This window comes from Haloferula rosea (assembly GCF_016595525.1).
Lineage (GTDB): Bacteria > Verrucomicrobiota > Verrucomicrobiia > Verrucomicrobiales > Akkermansiaceae > Haloferula > Haloferula rosea.
On the sequence record NZ_JAENII010000004.1, the window covers coordinates 182,921 to 201,440 of the forward strand.

Sequence of the window (18,520 nt, forward strand, 5' to 3'; positions counted from 1 at the left end):
AATGCGTTTCCTGATCTTCACTCTTTCGCCTTCTTCAGCCACTTGCGGGTGAGGGGTCCGAAATAGGCCTTCTCGGAGATGTCGGTGAGTAGCATGCCACCCGGGCCGAAGAACTTCCATTCGTGGCAACCGTAGCAGAGCTGGAGCACCCGGCGGGTGCCTCCGGATGACCAAACGATGGCGTAGTCCGGGTGGAAGCCGGCGCATCGTTCCTTCGGTCCCCACGCCTGGTGCGAGTCCGGCTCACCGTAGAGCGCGAGCACCTTCTCGATGTGGTCCCGTGGGATATCGAGGGGCTCATCGAAGAACTTGAAGTCCTCGATCTCGATCCAGCCACCCTTCTCGACCTGCCGGTTGTAGGTCGCGGTCTTGGCTTCCGGATGGGCGAGCCCGAGATAGACCTTCGCATTCGAGGTGTCGCCAAAATCGATGTATGCTTGGGTTCGCGCGCGCTCCTCGATGTCGCGCAGCGGGATGCCGCCGGACCAGCACGATTGGGTGGAGCAGGAGGCCAGGAAGGATGTGAGCAAGGCCAGGGCGAGAAGCAGCAGCGATTTCATCAGAGCCATCCAACCGGGAAGACGGACAAAGCGCAAAGTCTTTTCGACCTCGCCGAAGGGATCGGGGACTTTGACTCGGGTGGTCGCAGGTGGCCGGAAACGGCGGAGGGGCCGGGGAGTAGCGGTCGGGATGGTCTGGGAAGCCAACCAGTGGTGGGCGCTCGCATTCCTGGCAAATGCCGCGATGTTCTCGCCATCCAACATGAAGGCTTTTCCAACGATCACCACCGTCCTCGGCATCGCGTTCGCGCTGAACGTCCAAGCGGCATCGCCCGAGCTCTACAAGACTTCTTTTGAGGGTCTCAAGCAGGGGGCATTGGATGGACAGAAACACGATCAGGTCGAGTGGCAATCCGAGGGTCAGGCGTCGATCACCTCGAAATTCGCGGCGAGCGGGAAGCAGGCGCTGCACTTGGCGGGTGGGGAGGGCAATACCTTGGAGATGGTGCTTTCCGGTGACCTTCAGAACAGCCGGGGCGTGACCTTCAAGGCTGAGCGCTGGACGGCGAAGGATCCCTTCGAGTTCCGCGTGCTCGCCCAGGTGAATGGCAACTGGAAGGAAGTCGGGAATCTCGATCAGGTGGTGGTGGTCGGTCGTGGATTCCATTCCGACGTGAGTCTGAAGTTGCCGAACGAGATCATCGGCGGCTTGCGGTTCGTGTGCACGGCTCCCGAGAGTGCGGGGGTGCTCATCGACGACCTGGTTCTCCTGAAGGGCGAGCCGGAAAAGGTGTCGAAGGCTCCGGAGATCTGTAGCGACCCGATCGCGAAACTACTAGAGAAGCAGGACATCTTCGTTTCGGGAACGGAGGACACCCACACCTTTCGCATTCCCGCACTGATCACGGCGGCCAATGGCGATCTCCTTGCCAGTGTGGATGCCCGTCGGAATGGCAGTGGGGACCTGATCTGGGTGAAGGACATCGACATCGTCTTCAAGCGCAGCACCGACAACGGCAAGACCTGGGGGCCGATGGAGACCATCATCGATTACGGTGACGAATCGGTCGGCAAGCCGGCCTCGGACCCATCCTTCATCCTCGATCGTGAGACCGGCGAGATTTTCTGTTTCTACAACTTCATGGACCAGATCAATGCCCCCAAGGAGTTCCGCCTGCATGTGCAGAGCTCGAAGGATCACGGCAGGACCTGGAGTGAGCCGCGCGACATCACCGACGACATCTCCAAGCCGGAGTGGAAGATGGACTTCAAGTTCATCACTTCCGGCCGGGGTATCCAGCGCCGCAATGGCGACCTGCTCCACACGCTGGTGAACCTGAAGAACGGCATGCACCTGTTCGGCAGCAAGGATCACGGCAAGACCTGGTCATTGATCGACACGCCGATCCAGCCGGCTAACGAGTCGAAGGTGATCGAGCTGGCGGATGAAACGCTGATGGTCAATGCCCGCCTCAACGGCAAGGGCTTCCGCGGCGTGCACCGTTCGGCCGATGAAGGGAAGAGCTGGGACTTCGAGATCGATCCCACCCAGGTGGACCCGGGCTGCAATGGCAGCATCCTCCGCTACACGTCGATCGAGGGAGGCTACAAGAAGAACCGGCTTCTGCTGTGCCACGCCAACTCGGCGAGCGGCCGCAAGAACCTCGTGGTGAAGATCAGCTACGACGAGGGGAAGACATGGAGCAAGGGCAAGGTGATCGACCCCGGTCCAGCGGCCTACTCGAGTCTGACGATCTGCAAGGACGGCACGATTGGCGTGCTCTATGAACCGGGCTATCAGGCCGTGCGTTTCGCACGCTTCACTTTGGAGGATCTCACCGACGGGGAGGACCGCCTGGCGATTCCCTTTAAGCCGGTGAACTGACCCGTCATTCGGGCTCAGTGGGTAGAAAAATGCCCGACCAGGGAGGATCCCGGTCGGGCTGATTGTGCTCGGAATGGCTCAAGGAATGTCGACCCGAAGGCGGACGAAGAGCTTTTCACCGGTGGCGAGCGCTCGTGGGATCTGCACATCGACCTGATCCACTCCGGCTTCGAATCCGTTTGGCGTTTCCGTGATGATCACGCCGTCGGTGCCATCTTCGGCGGCATTCCAACCGCTCAGGGTGGACCCGTATTCCGCGAAGGGCAGCGAAGCAGCCGATTCGGCGGTGCGGCGGAAGGTGAAGGTCAGGTAGGTGCCATCGAGAGCCGTGGTGGGCAGCTTGTCGCGATCGTTGCTGTTAAGCGCCGGGTCGGAGATGCCGCCGATGACGAATTCGATGCCGTTCGGGATGCCGTCTCCATCCGAGTCCACTTCGGGACCCGCACCGAGGATGTTGTTCGCCGTCTCGTAGGCTTCATACGGCGTGGATGCGCCGGACACGACCAGCTGAAGGTCGCCGCCCGTGATCTGCAGGGTGGCGGTGGCTGGGCCGATGTTGCCACTCAGGTCGGCGCCATCGAGGGTGCCGACGATGCTACCCGAGCTGAGCAGGGTGTAGGTGCCGTCTTCAAGACCACCGAGATTGGTGAAGACGAAGTCGGAGAAGCCAAGCAGGCCAGTGCCGATGGTGGTGACCCCGGTGACCGATACCAGGTCGCTCGCCGCGATGGCATCGAGCTCGAAGTCGAGCACTCCACTTCCCGCCGCTGCGCCAGAGAGGTCGAGGTCGCCGAGGATGCTGAAGGTTCCGACTGAGGCGCCGGGGGCGATACCACCTGCCGAGTTGACGGTGACATTTGAGCTCACCGAGCCGTTGCCACCGAGGAGGCCTTCGTTGACGATGGTGTCGCCACCGTAGGTATTGGCACCATTCAGGAACCAAGTTCCCGTTCCGCTCTTGGTGAGGACCGTGGTGCTCCAGTCTGCTCCGAAGCTACCCAGATCATCGTCGATGACGCCCGTGCCTTCGCCTGTGAGGGTGAGTGAGCCACCGGTGTCGTTGGAGATGATGTTCTGGTTGGGAGCGGTCCCTGCCAACTTGCGGTAGAAGCCTCCCGCGGCCACCTCGAGTGTCGCACCGCCGGCACCGATGCTGTAGGCTCGCAGGCCTTCATTGGCAGGACCAGCCCCGACAAATCGAAGCGTGCCGCCATCCACCAGGACGGAGTAGTAATTGTTGCGCAGTTCGCTGAGGGCATTGCTCGCTCCGTAGTTGAATCGGTCGGTCTCGAACATACCGCCCTCTACGAAGACGTAAGTGGTGTCGGTGTTTCCGAAGAAGGCTCCGGTCGCATAGAGCTGGGAGGTGCCGTTCACCGTCACAACGCCATCGGTGATCCGGGTCTGACCGGTGTAGTTGTGGGCGGTCTCCATCGAGATCGTCCCAGATCCCACCTTCCTCAGCCCGCCAGTGCCAGCGTTGGGATTCTGCAGGTTGCCACTGATGATCAGGTCTGCGGTTTCGTCGCCGGTGACGTCGTCCACGATGAAGTCGCGCAGTCCATCCAGTCCGATGCCGAAGGTGAACGGCCCGATGGTGGAGGTTGCCGTGCCGTCCACGGTCACCACGCCACGAAGGAAGGTGTTCTCGTTGTTGAACGACCCCGCACTCGTCGCGGACCAGACGGAACCATTGCGAAGGGTGATGTCGGGCATGTGGGAGTGGTTGCCGTCGGTATGCGTCAGGGTACTGGCATCGATGAGGATGGCTGCATTCGTTCCACCGGCACTGATCGGATTCTCGCGGCGGATGGCGTTGGTATCGCCGATCTGGAGAAGCGATCCTCCTGACACATTGATGGGCGCGAGGTCGGACACGGCGTCTGCCTGAAGCGAGGACAGGGCGAGGGTGGAACCGTTGGTGACGTCGACGGATCCGGTGAAGGTGCTGGAGTTCAGCAAGGTCACGCTTCCGCCGCCATTGACGGCCATGCCGCCGATGCCGCCGATGGCATTGCCGTCGATCACGTAGTCATTCCCCACGGTATTGGTGAAGGTCATGCCACCGGGGACGACCGGGTCGCCATCGAGGTCGCTGACGGTGACGGTGCCCGCGCCGAGATCGCCGAAGGTGACGGTATCGAGGTTGTAGAAGATCTGGTTCACACCGTCCCAGTTCAGGTCAGGACCCGCGACTTCCCAGAATACCGAGTCTCCGCCGGTCCAGTTGACGGCCCCTGGATTGAATGTGACTTCGAGGGTGCCGGCGTTGTCATTCCAAGTCCCGGCGCGATAGAGGTCGGGATCGAGAATGAGATTCGTCCCGGCGGTGCCGTTGAGCGTCGAGCCGTAGCTGACGACCGGATGTGGACCCGGGCTAGAGAGGCCGAGTGGAAGGCGGGCGCGGTTGTCAGTGCCGATCAGGGTGAGCGTGTCTGCTGTGAGCGCGCTGGTGGCGGGGTCAACGGTGAGCACGGGCACTCCAGAGGTGGAGTCCATGCTCAGCGTATCAAGGGTCTCGGTGTTTCCGGACGCATCGAGTTCTCCGCCTGTCATGGCCACGGTGGCCGTGGCCGGGAGGTTCTCGATCGGGGCGACGCTGTCGGTCAACAAGGCCAGGCGTCCGCCATTTACCGTCCAGGTTTCGGAAGCCGCCGTATTGTCACCGCCGAGGACAATGCTGCCATCGTTGAGGGTCGTGGTGCCGGTATGCGCGAGGCTGACGCCATCGCCTGAAGTGGCGTCGAGGGTGCCCGTGCCATCCTTGATCAGATTGCCGTCACCTTCGATCGGATTGGTGAAGGTGAGGAGGGTCCCGGTGCCCGTCAGGGTGTTGTCGGTTCCCGCGGCCAGAGTCAGAGTCGAAGTTTCGGGGAAGAGGAAGACGTTGGCGTCATTGGTTTCCAGTGTGCCGCCCGAGAGAAGAATGGGTGGGAGCCTGTCCTGTCCTGCGTTTGCCGCGGCAACACGGAAGGTCCCGTTGGCATTCACGGTGATTCCTTCGGAGTTCCGCAGTGCCTGAGTGTCTCCTGCCAGTTCCACGGTGCCGTTGTTGATGGTGATGGCCCCGGCGTAGGGCATGTTGGCATCCGGAGCGGAGAGGGTGAGCGTGCCGGTGCCGTCCTTCGTCAGTCCTCCCGCTTCGGCGCCGAGCTCACCGGCGAAGTCGTAGTCCACCGTGTTGTTGTTGACGTTGATGGTGGAAGGAACCGGAAGCCCGGTGAGATTGACCGTCCCGGCAAACCCGGGGTCCACGGTGTCATCAAAGCTTGCCGAGTCGCCGTTGTAGAAGCGCTCGCTCACGACGCCGTCCGTCCAGTTGAAGCTGGTGTTGATGTCCCATGCTCCGTCCGGGCCGGCGAAGGTCAGGGCCTTGCGGTTCAGCTCGACCTCGATGTTCATGGCGTTGTCGGTGAAGACGACGGGCCCACGGAAGTTGCCGATGTTGGCGACGGCCAGGTTGTCGGTGACGTCTCCCGGCGCGCCGTCATCGATCAGGATGCCGGTGTAGTTGAAGAGGGAGATGGGTCCGGTGGTTTCGGGGAAACGGGAGAAGTCCACGGTGGTCACTCCGTTGAGTGCCAGGTCGGTCGTTGTGATGCCCGTTCCACCGTCAGCGAAGATCGTGGCGCCTCCGGTGGCACCGAGAGTGAACAGCCCGCTGACCGAGCCGTCTCCGGCGACCGCCCCGAGGTCGTCGACGAACAGGTCACCACCCAGCGTGCCGTTGTGAATGAGCAAGCCGCGGCTGACCTGGAGCTCTCCGGTGTAGCCGCTGCCATCTCCGGTGAAGGTCAGCGTCGAATCGATCGCGGCATTCACCGCATTGTTCAGCTCGAGGTTGCCGGAGCCGAGCAGGGTACCCGAGAACAGGGCCGAATTCGCTCCAGATCCGCCGATACGTGCTCCTGCAGCGTCCACGGTCACTGTTCCCGTGATGTCGTTGCCGGTGCTGAAGCGGATGGCACCGAAGGGTTCAGGTCCTTCTTCCCAACCATTTCCAACAATGGTGAAGTCATTGGCGACCGTGCCCATCTGCAGCCATGCCTGACCACCATCCAGCACATTGACCGTTCCTGTTCCGAAAGAGGATGTCTCCGTGGCTACAGCCCGGATGTCGTCGAGGTTCGTGCCCCCGGTGTAGGTGTTCTCGCGCAGGAATTGGAGCTGGCTGAAGGCCGTGGGTGAGTTGCCGGTGACGTTGACCGTCAACGGCGTCGAGCCATCGAAGTCACTGAGAATAACCCCCATCTGGATGCCTCCTCCGACAGGATCCGGGTAGGCGAAGTTCAACGCGCCGCTTGAGGACGTGAGGAATCCAAGGTCTCCGTTCTCCGTTGAGGTCCATCCGCCGCTACCCACTTGGTTGAATGATCCGCTGACGACATCCAGCGTGGAGCCGTTGTCGATCCTCAGGCCGGTATCAAGCGATACCGAATTGACGGAGACCGTAGTTGCCGAGTCGATCCGAAGCAGGCCATCCACGGTGAAGAAGTCCGTGGAAGACCAGTTCGGGGAAGTGACGAAGATCTCTCCTCCGTTGGTGGTGAAGGACCCGGTGAAGGCGGTTCCATCTCCGCTCAGGGTCAGCCTTCCACTGCCGGTCTTGCTGATGGCATCGGCACCGGCGAAATCGTTCGCGAAGACGGCGAGATCGTTGTTCGAGATGCTTGTCGTGACCGACAGGGTGTCGGCCGCCGTTGCACTCCCGAAGATGTGACCGGGGCTGAGCACGGTGATGGTGTTCGCACTGACCGGAGCGGTGAGCGTGACCGCGCCGCCAGCACCATCGAAGACTGCGTCCACCGTCCCGTCATTGGGGGCCCAGGTGGTGTTGGGCGATTCGGCGGTCGTGGTCTGCCAATGGGTCGCAGTCACGTCCCAGTCGCCTGCGCCGCCGTCATCATCGTCGGCAGGATCCCACTCGAGCACGGGATTCAGGTCGGGGCCTTCCGCGAGGAGGGTGTTCAGATCGACGGTGGCATCATCGTAGATCTGCACATTCGCCAGATCCATTTCGGCAAGCGAGTCCCTGTTGCGGTTGACGCCGAGCCGCATGGCCTGGAGGCCGCCGAGGTTGAGGGCATCATCGCCGATGAAGTTCACCGATCCGGCTCCGATCGGCGTCACGTAGAGTTTTGACTGATTGCCTCCGCCACCTTTGCGGAGAACGATGTGGTACCAGGTGTCCACCGCATTACCGAGGGTGGAACCCGAGATATTGACGCCGGGGTCGGACAGGGCGCGCACCGTGTCGCCATTGAGGTCGATCTGGTAGTCAAAGCTTCCGGGCTCCACATTCGTGTAGAGTCCTTGGAAAAACCCTTGGTTCCATGAAGGAAGCCGGACCCAGAAGGAAATCGTAAAGGCGCCGGCACCCCCGCCACCGGTCCATTCGAGCCATGCGCGGTTGGGCGCTTCGGTTCCCGGAAACTTCGCGAATCCCGCGGGGTGGTAGCGCACCTCGCCACTGCCTTCGAAGACTTCGGTCAGGTTCCGGCCATTGGTTGATTCGTCGGTCAGGAAGTCACCATCCTTGCCATGGAATTTGGCGAAAAGGCCGGCGGAGACGGGTTGAGTGGCCGCCAGAACGGTGGCCACCACGATGAGGGATCGTTGATGGGTTTTCATGGGTCTTACCCATCATGAAACGACCGAAATCGTGCTTGATCAAGCTGGATTTTCCGGGCGGCGGACGCTCGGAACGATCAACCTTTCACCGGGGCCTCGATGATGCCTTCCTCGGTCTCCTGCTTGAGGCGGAGTTGACCGCAGGCGGCATCGATGTCGTGGCCCTTCTCCAGACGCAGGGTGGCGGATACGCCGGCGTTCTTGAGCACGTCGCGGAAGGCCCGGCACTGGTCTTCGGACGGGCGCACCCAGTCGAGGCCGTCGACGGTGTTGTAGGGGATCAGGTTCACCTTGGCCTTCAGCTTCTGCGCGTGGCTGGCGAGGATGCGGGCCTGCTCGAGGTCGTCGTTGATGTCCTCGATGAGGATGTATTCCAGAGTCAGGTGCTGCTTCTTACGAGAGTTCCAGTAGTTCAGCGCCTCGAAGAGCTTTTCGGTGTTCCACTTCCGGTTGACCGGCATGATCTTGTCGCGCACTTCGTCGGTGGCGCCGTGCAGTGAGATGGCCAGCCGGATTTGCTGCGGGTGCTCAGCAAGCTTCTGGATCTGGGGCACCAGTCCGGAGGTGGAGATGGTCAGGTGGCGGGCTCCGAGATGCAGGCCCCATGGGGCGGTGATGATCTCGATGGCGGCCATCAACCGGTCGAAGTTGGCGAAGGGCTCGCCCATGCCCATGAAGACGAGGTTGTCGACACGCTCGCCGGAGAGGCGCTCGGCCATCAGGACCTGGCCGGCGATTTCGGAGGGCTCGAGGTTGCGGGAGAATCCGGCGAGGCCGGAGGCGCAGAACTTGCAGCCATAGGCGCAGCCCACCTGGGAGGACACGCAGAGCGTCCGTCGGTCGGACTTCTCACCGTAGAGCGCCGGGTTGGCGGGGATGAGGACGGACTCGACGTAGCGGCCGTCGTGGAGCTTGAAGAGGAACTTGCGGGTGGTGTCGGCGCTTCCCTGGGTGGTGCTGTGCTCGAGGGCGTCCAGACGGTGGGTCTCGGCGAGCTTGTCGCGCAAGGCCGCGGGAAGGTTGGTCATTTCCTCGATGCTTGTGACCTTCTTCTTCCAGATCCAGTCGAGCACCTGGGTGACGCGGAACTTCGGCTGTCCCCACTCGTCCATGAGGGTGGCGAGTTGGTCGTGGTTGAGTCCGGTCAGCGCAGCTTGCATCGGGGGGACGCTCGGATTTCCCGCGCGTCACTGCAAGTGCGGGGATCGGATTGATTCTGCGGTCCGTGGCATTTTTGCGGTCGTCTTGGCCGGACGGTTTGCCCATGGTCCGGCCGTGATGAAGACACTCTGGATGCTCCTGCCTGCCTTGGTTTCCCTGAAGTCCTCAGCAGATGAAAGGCCGCTGGTTTTGCGCTTTGACGAGCCGTCGGCCCATTGGGAGCGCCATGGATTGCCGATCGGCAACGGGGCCCTCGGGGCGGTGCTGATGGGAGGGGTTCCAACGGCGGAGATGCAGTTCAATGTGGATTCCCTGTGGACGGGCGACGAGAACCCGGGCGGCAGCTACGATCTGGGTGACCAGGCGCGGCCGAACACCTTCGGGACGTATCAGAATTTCGGCTCGGTGATTTTCGAGCAGGCGGGTGGCGACAAGGCGGTGACCGTTCGTTCCCAGAATGGACCGGGAACGTCGAACGCGCCGGACCAATCGGTGGCCCAGAGTGTGGATGGCGATCCCCGGACGAAGTGGTGTGTGATTCATCATGACCAGCCGCTCGTCTGGGTGGCGGACCTTGGAGAGGCGAAGGAACTGAGCGGGTATGCATTCGTGAGTGGCAACGACATGCCGAAGCGGGATCCGGCGGCGTGGACGGTGGCCGGTTCAGATGATGGCAAGGTTTGGAGAACGCTCGATGAGCAGCGTGAGGTGGCACCGATTGATGGACGGGGGAAGTCAGCGACCTACGGCATCAGCAAGCCGGCATCCCATCGCTACGTGCGTTTCAGCTTCACTCCGCGGAAAAACACGACCCATTTCCAGGTCGCTGAGATCCAGTTGAAGGGGATCCCTCTCGCAGCTCGGTCCGCCGTGCCGGAGAACTACCGTCGTCAGCTCGACCTCCGCCTCGCGCGCCACACGACCCAATGGTCTGAGGGTGGTGTGACCTTCACCCGTGAAGCGATCGCTTCCCATCCGGCGGGAGTCGTCGCATGGCGCCTCGGAGCGGACCAAGCGGGCAAGCTCACCGGCAATCTTCGTTTCAAGGGAGCGCACCCTCAATGGGAGAAGAGCGAGTCGACTCGGGATGGCCTGAAGCTCATCGGCACCTTGCCCAACGGTCTGCGCTACGCGGCGCGGCTGCAGGTGATTGCCAAGGGTGGAACTTCGACCTCCAAGGACGGTCGTTTCTCGATCGAGGGATGCGATGAGGTGCTGGTGCTGCTCGCGGCAGATACGAACTACGTGATGGACCGCAAGGCGGGTTGGATGAAGGGCGACCCGATGAAAGTGGTGGACGAGCGTCTGGCCAAGGCCTCGGCGCAGTCGTGGGAGCAATTGCGTGCGGAGCATGAGGCTGACCACCGTCGTTTGTTCGACCGGGTGAGCCTCGATTTGGGGGCGAGTGCGCCTGAGGTGGCCGGCAAGCCGATCAATCTGAGGATCAAGGCCTACCGTGACCAGGCCCGCGACCTGCCGCGGCCCTGTCTCGACCCGGAGCTTGAGGCCATGCTGTTTCAATACGGGCGCTACCTGCTGATCGGTAGTTCCCGCCGGGGAACCCTGCCCGCCAACCTGCAGGGGATCTGGTGCAACAGCAACAAGCCGGCCTGGGCGAGCGACTACCACTCGAACATCAACCTGCAGATGAACTATTGGCTCGCGGAAACCGCCAACCTCCCTGAGCTGGCCGATCCGCTCTTCGACCTGCTCACCGCCGGTGCACCGGTCTATCGGGAACACACGGCTCTTGAGTATGGGGCGGACACCGAGGGTTTCGTCACGCGCATGAGCATCAATCCGTTCGGCGGCACGGGCTGGAATTGGAATATCGAGGGCACCGCTTGGCTTTCGCAGCACTTCTGGGAACACTACCAGTTCTCGCTCGATGAGGATTTCCTCAAGGAGACCGCGTGGCCGTGGATGCGGGATGTCAGCCTGTTCTGGCTGGGTCGACTCAAGGAGCTTCCTGACGGCCAGTTGGTCGTGCCGAATGCATGGTCCCACGAACACGGACCGCACGAGGATGGCACCGCCCATGCCCAGCAGCTCATGTGGGACTTGTTTTCCAGCACCCTGTCTGCCGCTGAAATCCTGGAACTCGACCCAGCTCTGCAGGCCCGCCTGCGCGAGACCCTCGACAAACTCTACGGCCCGAAGATCGGGAGCTGGGGGCAGCTGATGGAGTGGATGGAAGAGAAACCGGAGCTGGAAAAAGGGAACCACCGCCACACCAGCCACCTTTTCGCCGTGCATCCGGGCAACCAGATCACCCTGCAGGATCACCCCGAGTTGGCAGAGGCCGCCCGCGTCTCGCTGACCAAGCGGGGCGAAGTCGGTGACAGCCGCCGCTCGTGGACCTGGGCCTGGCGCACCGCGCTGTGGTCGCGGCTTGGTCAGCCGGACCGCGCCCATGGTTGTGTCGCCGGGTTGCTTGCCTACAACACCCTCGACAACCTTTGGACAACCCACCCGCCTTTCCAGATCGACGGCAACTTCGGCATCACCGCGGGAATGATCGAAATGCTGCTCCAGAGTCACGCCGGGGTCATTTCGCTCCTGCCGGCGCTGCCGGAAGCCTACCCAGCAGGATCCGCGAAGGGCCTGCGGGCACGAGGAGACGTGGTGGTGAATCTCGATTGGGAGGCGGGCACGCTGAAGTCCGCTTCACTGACGAGTTCCGTGTCCCAAACCGTCCGAATCCAGCTGCCCGGAGAAGCTGAAGTGAGAAAAGTTGAGCTGATCGCGGGGCAGCCCCATACCGTCGGCAGGCCCTGAAGGGCCTTGGTTTTCCGCTGTTTTGCAACGGCCAGGCGACCTAACACGCCAAATTTTGGTTTGCCGGACGACAGCTTGATCCGTAAAACAACCGTCGCGCGACCTTAAAAGGTCCTGATTATTAAGGATTCCTAACGATCTGCATATGCTCTTCCGTTTCTTTTCCCCCGCCCTTGTCGCCATGCTTCTCGCCAGTTGTGGGAATGATGTGGCGGTGGTTTCCAAAGAGCGCGCCATGCGTGGCGGCGCTTCCACAGGCACCACCGGTAACCACTACACCGCTCGAGGCCCCTACACGACCGCTCATCCTTCACCGAGTGTGATCGCCGCCGGTCACCAGAAGCGGAAGGACAAGCACGGCATGCCCTACTACTCGAACGAGCGAGTCCGGCACGTGCGCACCACGGCCTACACCTGCAGCGAGTCCGACCACCTTGAGTACGGTTCGATGAATGCCGCAGGCACCCCTCTCCGCTACTCCAGCAACGTCATCAGCGCTGCGGCGGATTGGTCGGTGTATCCGATCGGCACCACCTTCCGCATCAAGGGCATGAAGCCACTGTTCGTGGTCGATGATTACGGTTCGGCTCTGGTCGGCACCAATACGATCGACATTTACACACCGAGCAAGTCGCACATGCGTGCTTGGGGTCGCCGCAACGTGGAGATTTCCGTCGTCCGCTGGGGAAGCTATGCCCGCAGTGCAGAGCTGCTCTCGGGCCGCACCGGACACAGCCATTGCCGTCAGATGTACACGAGCATCAAGCGCAAGGTGAACAGTGGTCAGGCCACGGTGATGCGCTGATGCGCCTCCGTCCGATTTCACTCTCTCCCTTCGCATGACGAAAGCCGAGCGCGCGGCTCATCTCGATCGACGCCTGGACGAACTCTACCCGGAGACGCCCGTCCCTCTGGATCATTTTGATCCGTACAGCCTGCTGATCGCCGTCTTGCTGTCGGCCCAGTGCACCGACGCACGGGTCAACCTGATCACTCCCGCCCTGTTCGCCCGCGCGAACAACCCGCGGGACATGATGGAGGTGCCGGTGGAGGAGATCCGCGAGATCATCCGTCCCTGCGGACTCTCACCGCGCAAATCGAAGGCGATTTCCGAACTCTCCCGCATCCTGATCGAGTCCCACGGCGGTGAAGTCCCCGCCGACTTCGCCGCGCTCGAGGCCCTGCCCGGCGTCGGGCACAAAACCGCCTCGGTGGTGATGGCGCAAGCCTTCGGCGTACCGGCCTTCCCGGTGGACACCCACATCCACCGGTTGGCCCAGCGGTGGAAGCTGACCAATGGCAAGAATGTCGACCAGACCGAGAAGGATCTGAAGAAGCTTTTTCCGCGAAATCGATGGAATGCTTTGCATCTCCAAATCATCTTCTACGGACGGGAACACTGTACGGCCCGCGGATGCGATGGAACCGTGTGCATGCTGTGTCGTGAGCTTTTTCCCCGGAGAAAAGCGCCTGTGGTAGTGACAAAGTCCTGACTCAGGAATTGCACCTAAGATTTTCATCACCATTATCCGTTTGTTTTTGAAATCTTTCCTTGCCGGGCAAGGCCTGATTCCGAGAATGCCGACCCTCTAAGTTGAGCTACCCATCTCCTACCATGATCCAAAAACTCGCTAACCGCTCGAGCCGCATCGCGGCCATCGTTACCACCACGGTTCTTGCCAGCGCCCCCACGCTCCTCGCTCAGGATGGGGCTCCCGGTGAGAAGAACGCCCTTCAGAAATTTGTTCTCGATGGTGGTCCCACGATGCTCTTCATCGGCCTCGCGGTCCTGGCACTCATCGCCCTCTGCGTTTTCAACTTCATCAACCTCACCAAGGCGAAGTTCTGCCCGGATGATCTGAAGATGGCGCTCATGGACCACATGGCCAACTGCCGCGTGCGCTCTGCGATCGAGCTCGCCGCCTCCCATCCATCCTACCTCGGCCGCATGATGGCCTACTCGCTGCCGAACATCGACGCCACCCGTCCGGAAGACCTGGGCCGTGACAAGATCGAAGACGCCATCGCCGATTTCTCCATCAATGAGAACCGCAAGGGCATGACCTGGATCAACTACATCTCGCTGGTCGCCCAAGCCGCCCCGATGCTCGGTCTCCTCGGAACCGTGATCGGTATGGTCCAGGCGTTCAGCATTCTTGCTGAGTCCGGAGCTGCCGATCCTGCCCAGCTCGCTGGTTCGATTTCCGTGGCCCTTTTGACCACCATGTGGGGTCTGATCACCGCGATTCCTTCGCTGCTGGCCTACTTCTTCTTCAAGAACCGCTTCAACAATCTCGTGGCCGACTGCCACCACGCTGCAGAAGACCTCATCAACGCTTCCGTGCAGACCGTCAATCAGGACGCATATCTTGCCAAGATTCCTGAGGGTGTGGCCGTTTGATTCCGGTGAAAGCGGGCGGTCCGGCACTCTGGATCGTCCACCCTTGAACCTCTCACCGAACGAAACATATGGCTTCCAATAAACTGCGTGGCGCCATGGCCGATGAAGGCGATGGTCTGGAGATCGACATGTCGCCGATGATCGACATGGTCTTCCTCCTGCTGATCTTCTTCCTCGTCAACGCGACGATGATCATCGTGAAGATGGACCCCAAGGTTGAGCCACCGATCGCGAGTCACTCGAAGCGCGCCGAAGATGGTAACGGCCGTATCGTCATCAACATCTATGACGACGGATCGTTCTTCAACGAGAAGGGCGAACAGCTCAACGAGGATGAGGACATCTTCGAACTCGTGAAGGAGCAGAAGGACATCATCGACCAGCAGGGCTACTCACCGAAGCTCCACATCCGGGGCCACAAGGATGCAGTCTTCAAGTACTGCCGTCAGGTCATCCGGGTGTCGGCGAAGGCCGGCGTCGACCAGGTTCTCTTCGCCACCTACGGCTTCGAGAAGCGTTGAGCCCCGGCCTGAAAAACTCAAAACCTACCTTTTCCGACCATGTCCCGCCACAAACGCGATGAAGCGATGGAGGAAGACCAGCCCAAGCTGGACATCTCCTCCCTGATTGATGCGACCTTCCTCCTGCTCATTTACTTCCTGGTCACCACGACCATTCAACCCCGTGAGCAGGACGTGCCGATGACCCTGCCAGCGGCGGCTCCCAGTGAGACGCCTCCGGAGATCGAACCGAAGTTGATCAAGATCGATGCCAGTGGTGCCATCTTCGTGGGTGCCGGCGCCGCCCAGATTCCCATGGACAGTGATCCGGACTCCCGCGACGTGCCCATGCTCTTCGCCGACCTCAAGTCCTACTCCGACAGTGCCAAGTCGGCCAGTAGTGAGCCGTTGGTCCAGATCTATGTCGATGGCGGTGCTGCCCAGCAGCGTGTGATCGATGTTCTCAACGCCCTTACCGGTGTCGGCATTTCCAAAGTGACCTTCACCGACCTGGTCGACCCATGAGAAAACAGGTGCTCCATGCACCGACTTGCTCGACCTAAGAAATGCAAGCGCCGACCCGTTGCCCCTTGCGGGATGCGTGAGTCGGCGCTCTCGTGTTACCCTACAACCTACCAAAACCGAAACCTCCAGTCATGAACCTCATCCGGCGCATATTCACGCCCCTCTTGGGAGTCTGCCTCGCCCTGACCGCCATCGGTCCGGCGAGCGCGCAACTCGATGCCACCCCCCAGTCGCTGAATGCAAAGGCGACTGACCACATGAAGAACGCACAGTGGCAGGAAGCACTCAAGCTTCTCACCACCTGCACCGACCGCTTCGACAAGAACGCGATGACCCTCTACGGGCCGCAGTTTGGTGTGACCTGGTACCGCAAGGGTTACTGCGAATTGAAGCTTCAGCAGTGGGATGCCGCCGCCAAGTCCTTCGAGACCTGCTACCGCAAGTATTCCAACAAGGCAGCCGGCGCGGAGAGCGGTGGCAACATCTACAACAAGCGGGCCCTCCTTTACTGGGGACATGCCGCCAAGGGAGCGGAAGACTGGGCGACCGCGATCCGGATGTACAAGAAATTCCTCGAAGAGCGCGACAAGACACGCGACTCCTTCGAACCCGGCGCCTACTACATCAACATGGCGATCTGCCACCTGAAGCTCGGCAAGATTTCCGAAGGGGTGCAGCATTTCGAAACCGCCCTGAAGAACAAGGTCGCCTACCGGACTCCTGAAGCCGGCATCGTTGCGACCTTCCAGGTCCTCGTGGACGCCGTGATCGAGAAGCGCGATGAGAAGGCCCTGCTCTCCTTCGTCGAAAACAACCGCTCCGATCTCATCATCGAGCCATATGACATGCAGGCCTATTCCGGTTTGTTCCTTGGTCTCGCCGGCAAGGCCTACAACGCCGAGATGGAGTCCAGTGCCTTCGTCCTGTACCAGCTCATTCCCTCGACCCAGGTGATGCTCGAGGACACCAAGTCCCGCCTCGACAACCTCGGTGGCCGGGTCGGTGTGAAGGATGGCCTGCGCGTGATCCGGAAGGAGAATCTGGAGAAGTCGAAGAAGGCGCTTGAGGAATCCATCTCCAAGGGTGACCCGAACGAAGTCGTCCAGCTCAGCGCCACCGCCTTCCTCCACGAGAACAAGGGCAACGTCCGCGGTGCCTATGCCTGCTACACCCAACTCGAGCTCTTCTACCCCAAGAGCAAGAAGCGTGAGAGCCACCTTTACAACCTGGTGCGTACCGCATCGATCGTGGGCGAAGTGATGTCGACCGAGAAATACGGTTCGCTCTTCCTCAAGACCTTCCCGGATTCGAAGCATGTGCCGGCGGTCCGCCGCCTGATGCTGACCTCGCTGTTCTACAGTGGTGAATATGAGACCTGCATCGAGATCGCCGTGGAGATGCTTCCCAAGCTCAAGAAGGAGACCGAAGCACACGACATCTGCCTGCACGTCCTTGGCGGCAGCTACTACTACACCGGTCAGTACCGCGAAGCCCAACCGCTGCTCGACCAGCACGCCGAGCTTTATCCCAAGAGCAAGTTCGAACAGGCCGCGCTCTACTTCCAGGCATCGAACCTTTCCCGTCTCCAGTTCTGGGGCAAGTCGGCCAAGCTGCTCGACGAATTCTTCGAGAAGCATTCCGATCCGTCGCAGAACATCTACTTCGCCTTCGCGCTCTATGACCGTGCGAACTGCCACTACGCGCTCGATGAGAACGCAGCGGCCCTCGAGAAGTTGAATCGTCTGGAAACCGAGTTCCCGAATGCCGACATCATGGACATGGCCCTGAATCTCAAGGGCAACGTGCTCCAGGCCGAGGGCGACAAGGAAGAAGCCGAGAAGTACTACATCAAGGCTCTGGCACTCGCCGAACGTCGTGAGAACGACATCGTGGCGGGCGAAGCACTCAACTACCTCGTCTCCATGCTCGGTGAGAAGCCGAAGAAAAAGGACTCTCCGAACCGTCTGAAGGACGCCGTTCCCTACGCCGACAAGTTCTGGAAGCAGTATGGCAGCGACTCGCCCTACAAGGCCCAGGTGGCCGTGGGACAGGTGTATGCCCTGCAGGACGCCGGTCGCGGTGAGGAAGCCCTCAACCGTCTGCGTGACGTGATTTCCGAGATGGCCTCCATCCCCGGAGCGGCCGGCCTTGAAGAAGCGATCGGTTCCTATACCGAAGTCTACCTCGACAGCCACAGCCCGGAAGAGCTCAAGGAGCACTATTACAGCTTCCCCGGTATCAAGGCCTCCAACAAGGCGGCGCGCGCCTTGCTCCGCATCGCGGTCATCGGCGTGTTCGAGGATCAGGTCAAGAAGGCGGGCGACGACGAAGCCAAGCGCATCCAGGCCGAGGCCGGCATCAAGGTCCTCTTCCGCGACCTCAAGAACGAGTTCGATCTCAACGACCTGTCGAACTACATCCTCGTCCGCGTGGGTGACTTCATCCGCGAGACCAACAGCCCGCGCGAAGCCCTGCCCTACTATACCGAGGCGCTCAACCGTGAGGACGACAAGTCCTACAAGTTCCCTGCGCTGTTCGGTCGTGGCGCGGTCAACGCACTCGGTTCGAAGGCCCAGCAGGCGGAAGCGATAAAGGACTTCCAGCGCGTGCTCAACGACTCGCAGGAACGCTCCGACAAGGATCGTGCGCTCTACAAGATGATCGTCACCGAGATGGCCATGGGCGACTACGAGAAGGCGAAGGAGAACGCCCGCCTCTATCTCGATCGTGAGAAGGGCTACGCTCAGAAGAAGATGGAGGTCGCCATGCTGCTCGCCGAAGCTTACGACAAGTTGGGCATGGTGAACGATGCCATCGCTTCCTACGTCAACGTCTGGAACACCTACAAGGGTGCCATCCGGATCTCCGCTCCGGCGATGAAGCGCTACATGGAACTCGTCTGGGACCGCAACATGGCGGGCGACGAAGTTTCCGACCGCCAGGGCGCCTACAATGCGGGACGGACCTACATCGACCAGACCCGCGGGATCGTCGTCGGTGACAAGGCGAAGGCCAGCCCGGAAGAAGTCGCGATGTGGAAGGAAGTCGAACAACTCGTCGAACAGTACGTCGCCAACCCTGAAGTGAAATCGAAGGAGCAGCTCGAAGCCGAAGCCGCCAGCCGCTGAAAACCCAACTG

General features: G+C 61.1%; 11 protein-coding genes. 8 read left to right on the forward strand and 3 right to left on the reverse strand.

Annotated features, from left to right (window positions below; genetic code table 11):
* Positions 1 to 17: 17 nt before the first annotated feature.
* Entirely contained in the window at positions 18 to 560 is a 543-nt protein-coding gene (locus JIN81_RS06955) for a hypothetical protein (protein WP_200277981.1), read from the reverse strand.
* 202 nt (positions 561 to 762) lie between these two features.
* On the opposite strand from JIN81_RS06955, the gene JIN81_RS06960 reads away from it, so the two are divergent.
* Complete coding sequence (locus tag JIN81_RS06960) at positions 763 to 2,385, forward strand: sialidase family protein (RefSeq protein WP_200277983.1); 1,623 nt, start codon at positions 763 to 765, stop codon at positions 2,383 to 2,385.
* Positions 2,386 to 2,463: 78 nt separating this feature from the next.
* On the opposite strand, the gene JIN81_RS06965 is transcribed toward JIN81_RS06960, so the two are convergent.
* Both JIN81_RS06965 and rlmN read right to left on the reverse strand, forming a co-directional pair.
* A complete protein-coding gene (locus JIN81_RS06965; RefSeq protein ID WP_200277985.1) occupies positions 2,464 to 8,016 on the reverse strand; it encodes a beta strand repeat-containing protein in 5,553 nt (1,850 codons plus the stop codon).
* Positions 8,017 to 8,093: 77 nt separating this feature from the next.
* A complete protein-coding gene (gene rlmN / locus JIN81_RS06970; RefSeq protein ID WP_200277987.1) occupies positions 8,094 to 9,176 on the reverse strand; it encodes a dual-specificity RNA methyltransferase RlmN in 1,083 nt (360 codons plus the stop codon).
* 118 nt (positions 9,177 to 9,294) lie between these two features.
* Between rlmN and JIN81_RS06975 the strand changes: the two genes are divergently transcribed.
* From JIN81_RS06975 to JIN81_RS07005, 7 genes are all read left to right on the forward strand, one after another.
* Entirely contained in the window at positions 9,295 to 11,955 is a 2,661-nt protein-coding gene (locus JIN81_RS06975) for a glycosyl hydrolase family 95 catalytic domain-containing protein (protein ID WP_234044553.1), read from the forward strand.
* A 145-nt stretch (positions 11,956 to 12,100) separates the two neighbouring features.
* The gene (locus JIN81_RS06980) at positions 12,101 to 12,760 is read left to right on the forward strand and encodes a 3D domain-containing protein (RefSeq protein ID WP_200277991.1); all 660 of its coding nucleotides are present in this window, start codon (positions 12,101 to 12,103) and stop codon (positions 12,758 to 12,760) included.
* Positions 12,761 to 12,794: 34 nt separating this feature from the next.
* Entirely contained in the window at positions 12,795 to 13,448 is a 654-nt protein-coding gene (nth, locus tag JIN81_RS06985) for an endonuclease III (RefSeq protein WP_200277993.1), read from the forward strand.
* Between the two features lie 122 nt (positions 13,449 to 13,570).
* Positions 13,571 to 14,356: a MotA/TolQ/ExbB proton channel family protein gene (locus JIN81_RS06990; RefSeq protein WP_200277995.1), complete on the forward strand. Its 786-nt coding sequence runs from the start codon at positions 13,571 to 13,573 to the stop codon at positions 14,354 to 14,356.
* 68 nt (positions 14,357 to 14,424) lie between these two features.
* Positions 14,425 to 14,877, forward strand: a complete 453-nt coding sequence (locus tag JIN81_RS06995) for an ExbD/TolR family protein (protein WP_200277997.1) — start codon at positions 14,425 to 14,427, stop codon at positions 14,875 to 14,877.
* Between the two features lie 39 nt (positions 14,878 to 14,916).
* A complete protein-coding gene (locus JIN81_RS07000) occupies positions 14,917 to 15,381 on the forward strand; it encodes an ExbD/TolR family protein (protein ID WP_200277999.1) in 465 nt (154 codons plus the stop codon).
* A 131-nt stretch (positions 15,382 to 15,512) separates the two neighbouring features.
* Positions 15,513 to 18,509 (forward strand): tetratricopeptide repeat protein, encoded by a 2,997-nt coding sequence (locus JIN81_RS07005; protein ID WP_200278001.1) that lies wholly within the window; start codon positions 15,513 to 15,515, stop codon positions 18,507 to 18,509.
* Positions 18,510 to 18,520: the final 11 nt, after the last annotated feature.

Excerpts from the sequence above, each read along its gene's own strand:
- JIN81_RS06955 (WP_200277981.1), bottom strand. The coding sequence starts at position 560 with ATGAAATCGCTGCTGCTTCTCGCCCTGGCCTTGCTCACATCCTTCCTG.
- JIN81_RS06960 (WP_200277983.1), top strand. The coding sequence starts at position 763 with ATGAAGGCTTTTCCAACGATCACCACCGTCCTCGGCATCGCGTTCGCG.
- JIN81_RS06965 (WP_200277985.1), bottom strand. The coding sequence starts at position 8,016 with ATGAAAACCCATCAACGATCCCTCATCGTGGTGGCCACCGTTCTGGCG.
- rlmN (WP_200277987.1), bottom strand. The coding sequence starts at position 9,176 with ATGCAAGCTGCGCTGACCGGACTCAACCACGACCAACTCGCCACCCTC.
- JIN81_RS06975 (WP_234044553.1), top strand. The coding sequence starts at position 9,295 with ATGAAGACACTCTGGATGCTCCTGCCTGCCTTGGTTTCCCTGAAGTCC.
- JIN81_RS06980 (WP_200277991.1), top strand. The coding sequence starts at position 12,101 with ATGCTCTTCCGTTTCTTTTCCCCCGCCCTTGTCGCCATGCTTCTCGCC.
- nth (WP_200277993.1), top strand. The coding sequence starts at position 12,795 with ATGACGAAAGCCGAGCGCGCGGCTCATCTCGATCGACGCCTGGACGAA.
- JIN81_RS06990 (WP_200277995.1), top strand. The coding sequence starts at position 13,571 with ATGATCCAAAAACTCGCTAACCGCTCGAGCCGCATCGCGGCCATCGTT.
- JIN81_RS06995 (WP_200277997.1), top strand. The coding sequence starts at position 14,425 with ATGGCTTCCAATAAACTGCGTGGCGCCATGGCCGATGAAGGCGATGGT.
- JIN81_RS07000 (WP_200277999.1), top strand. The coding sequence starts at position 14,917 with ATGTCCCGCCACAAACGCGATGAAGCGATGGAGGAAGACCAGCCCAAG.
- JIN81_RS07005 (WP_200278001.1), top strand. The coding sequence starts at position 15,513 with ATGAACCTCATCCGGCGCATATTCACGCCCCTCTTGGGAGTCTGCCTC.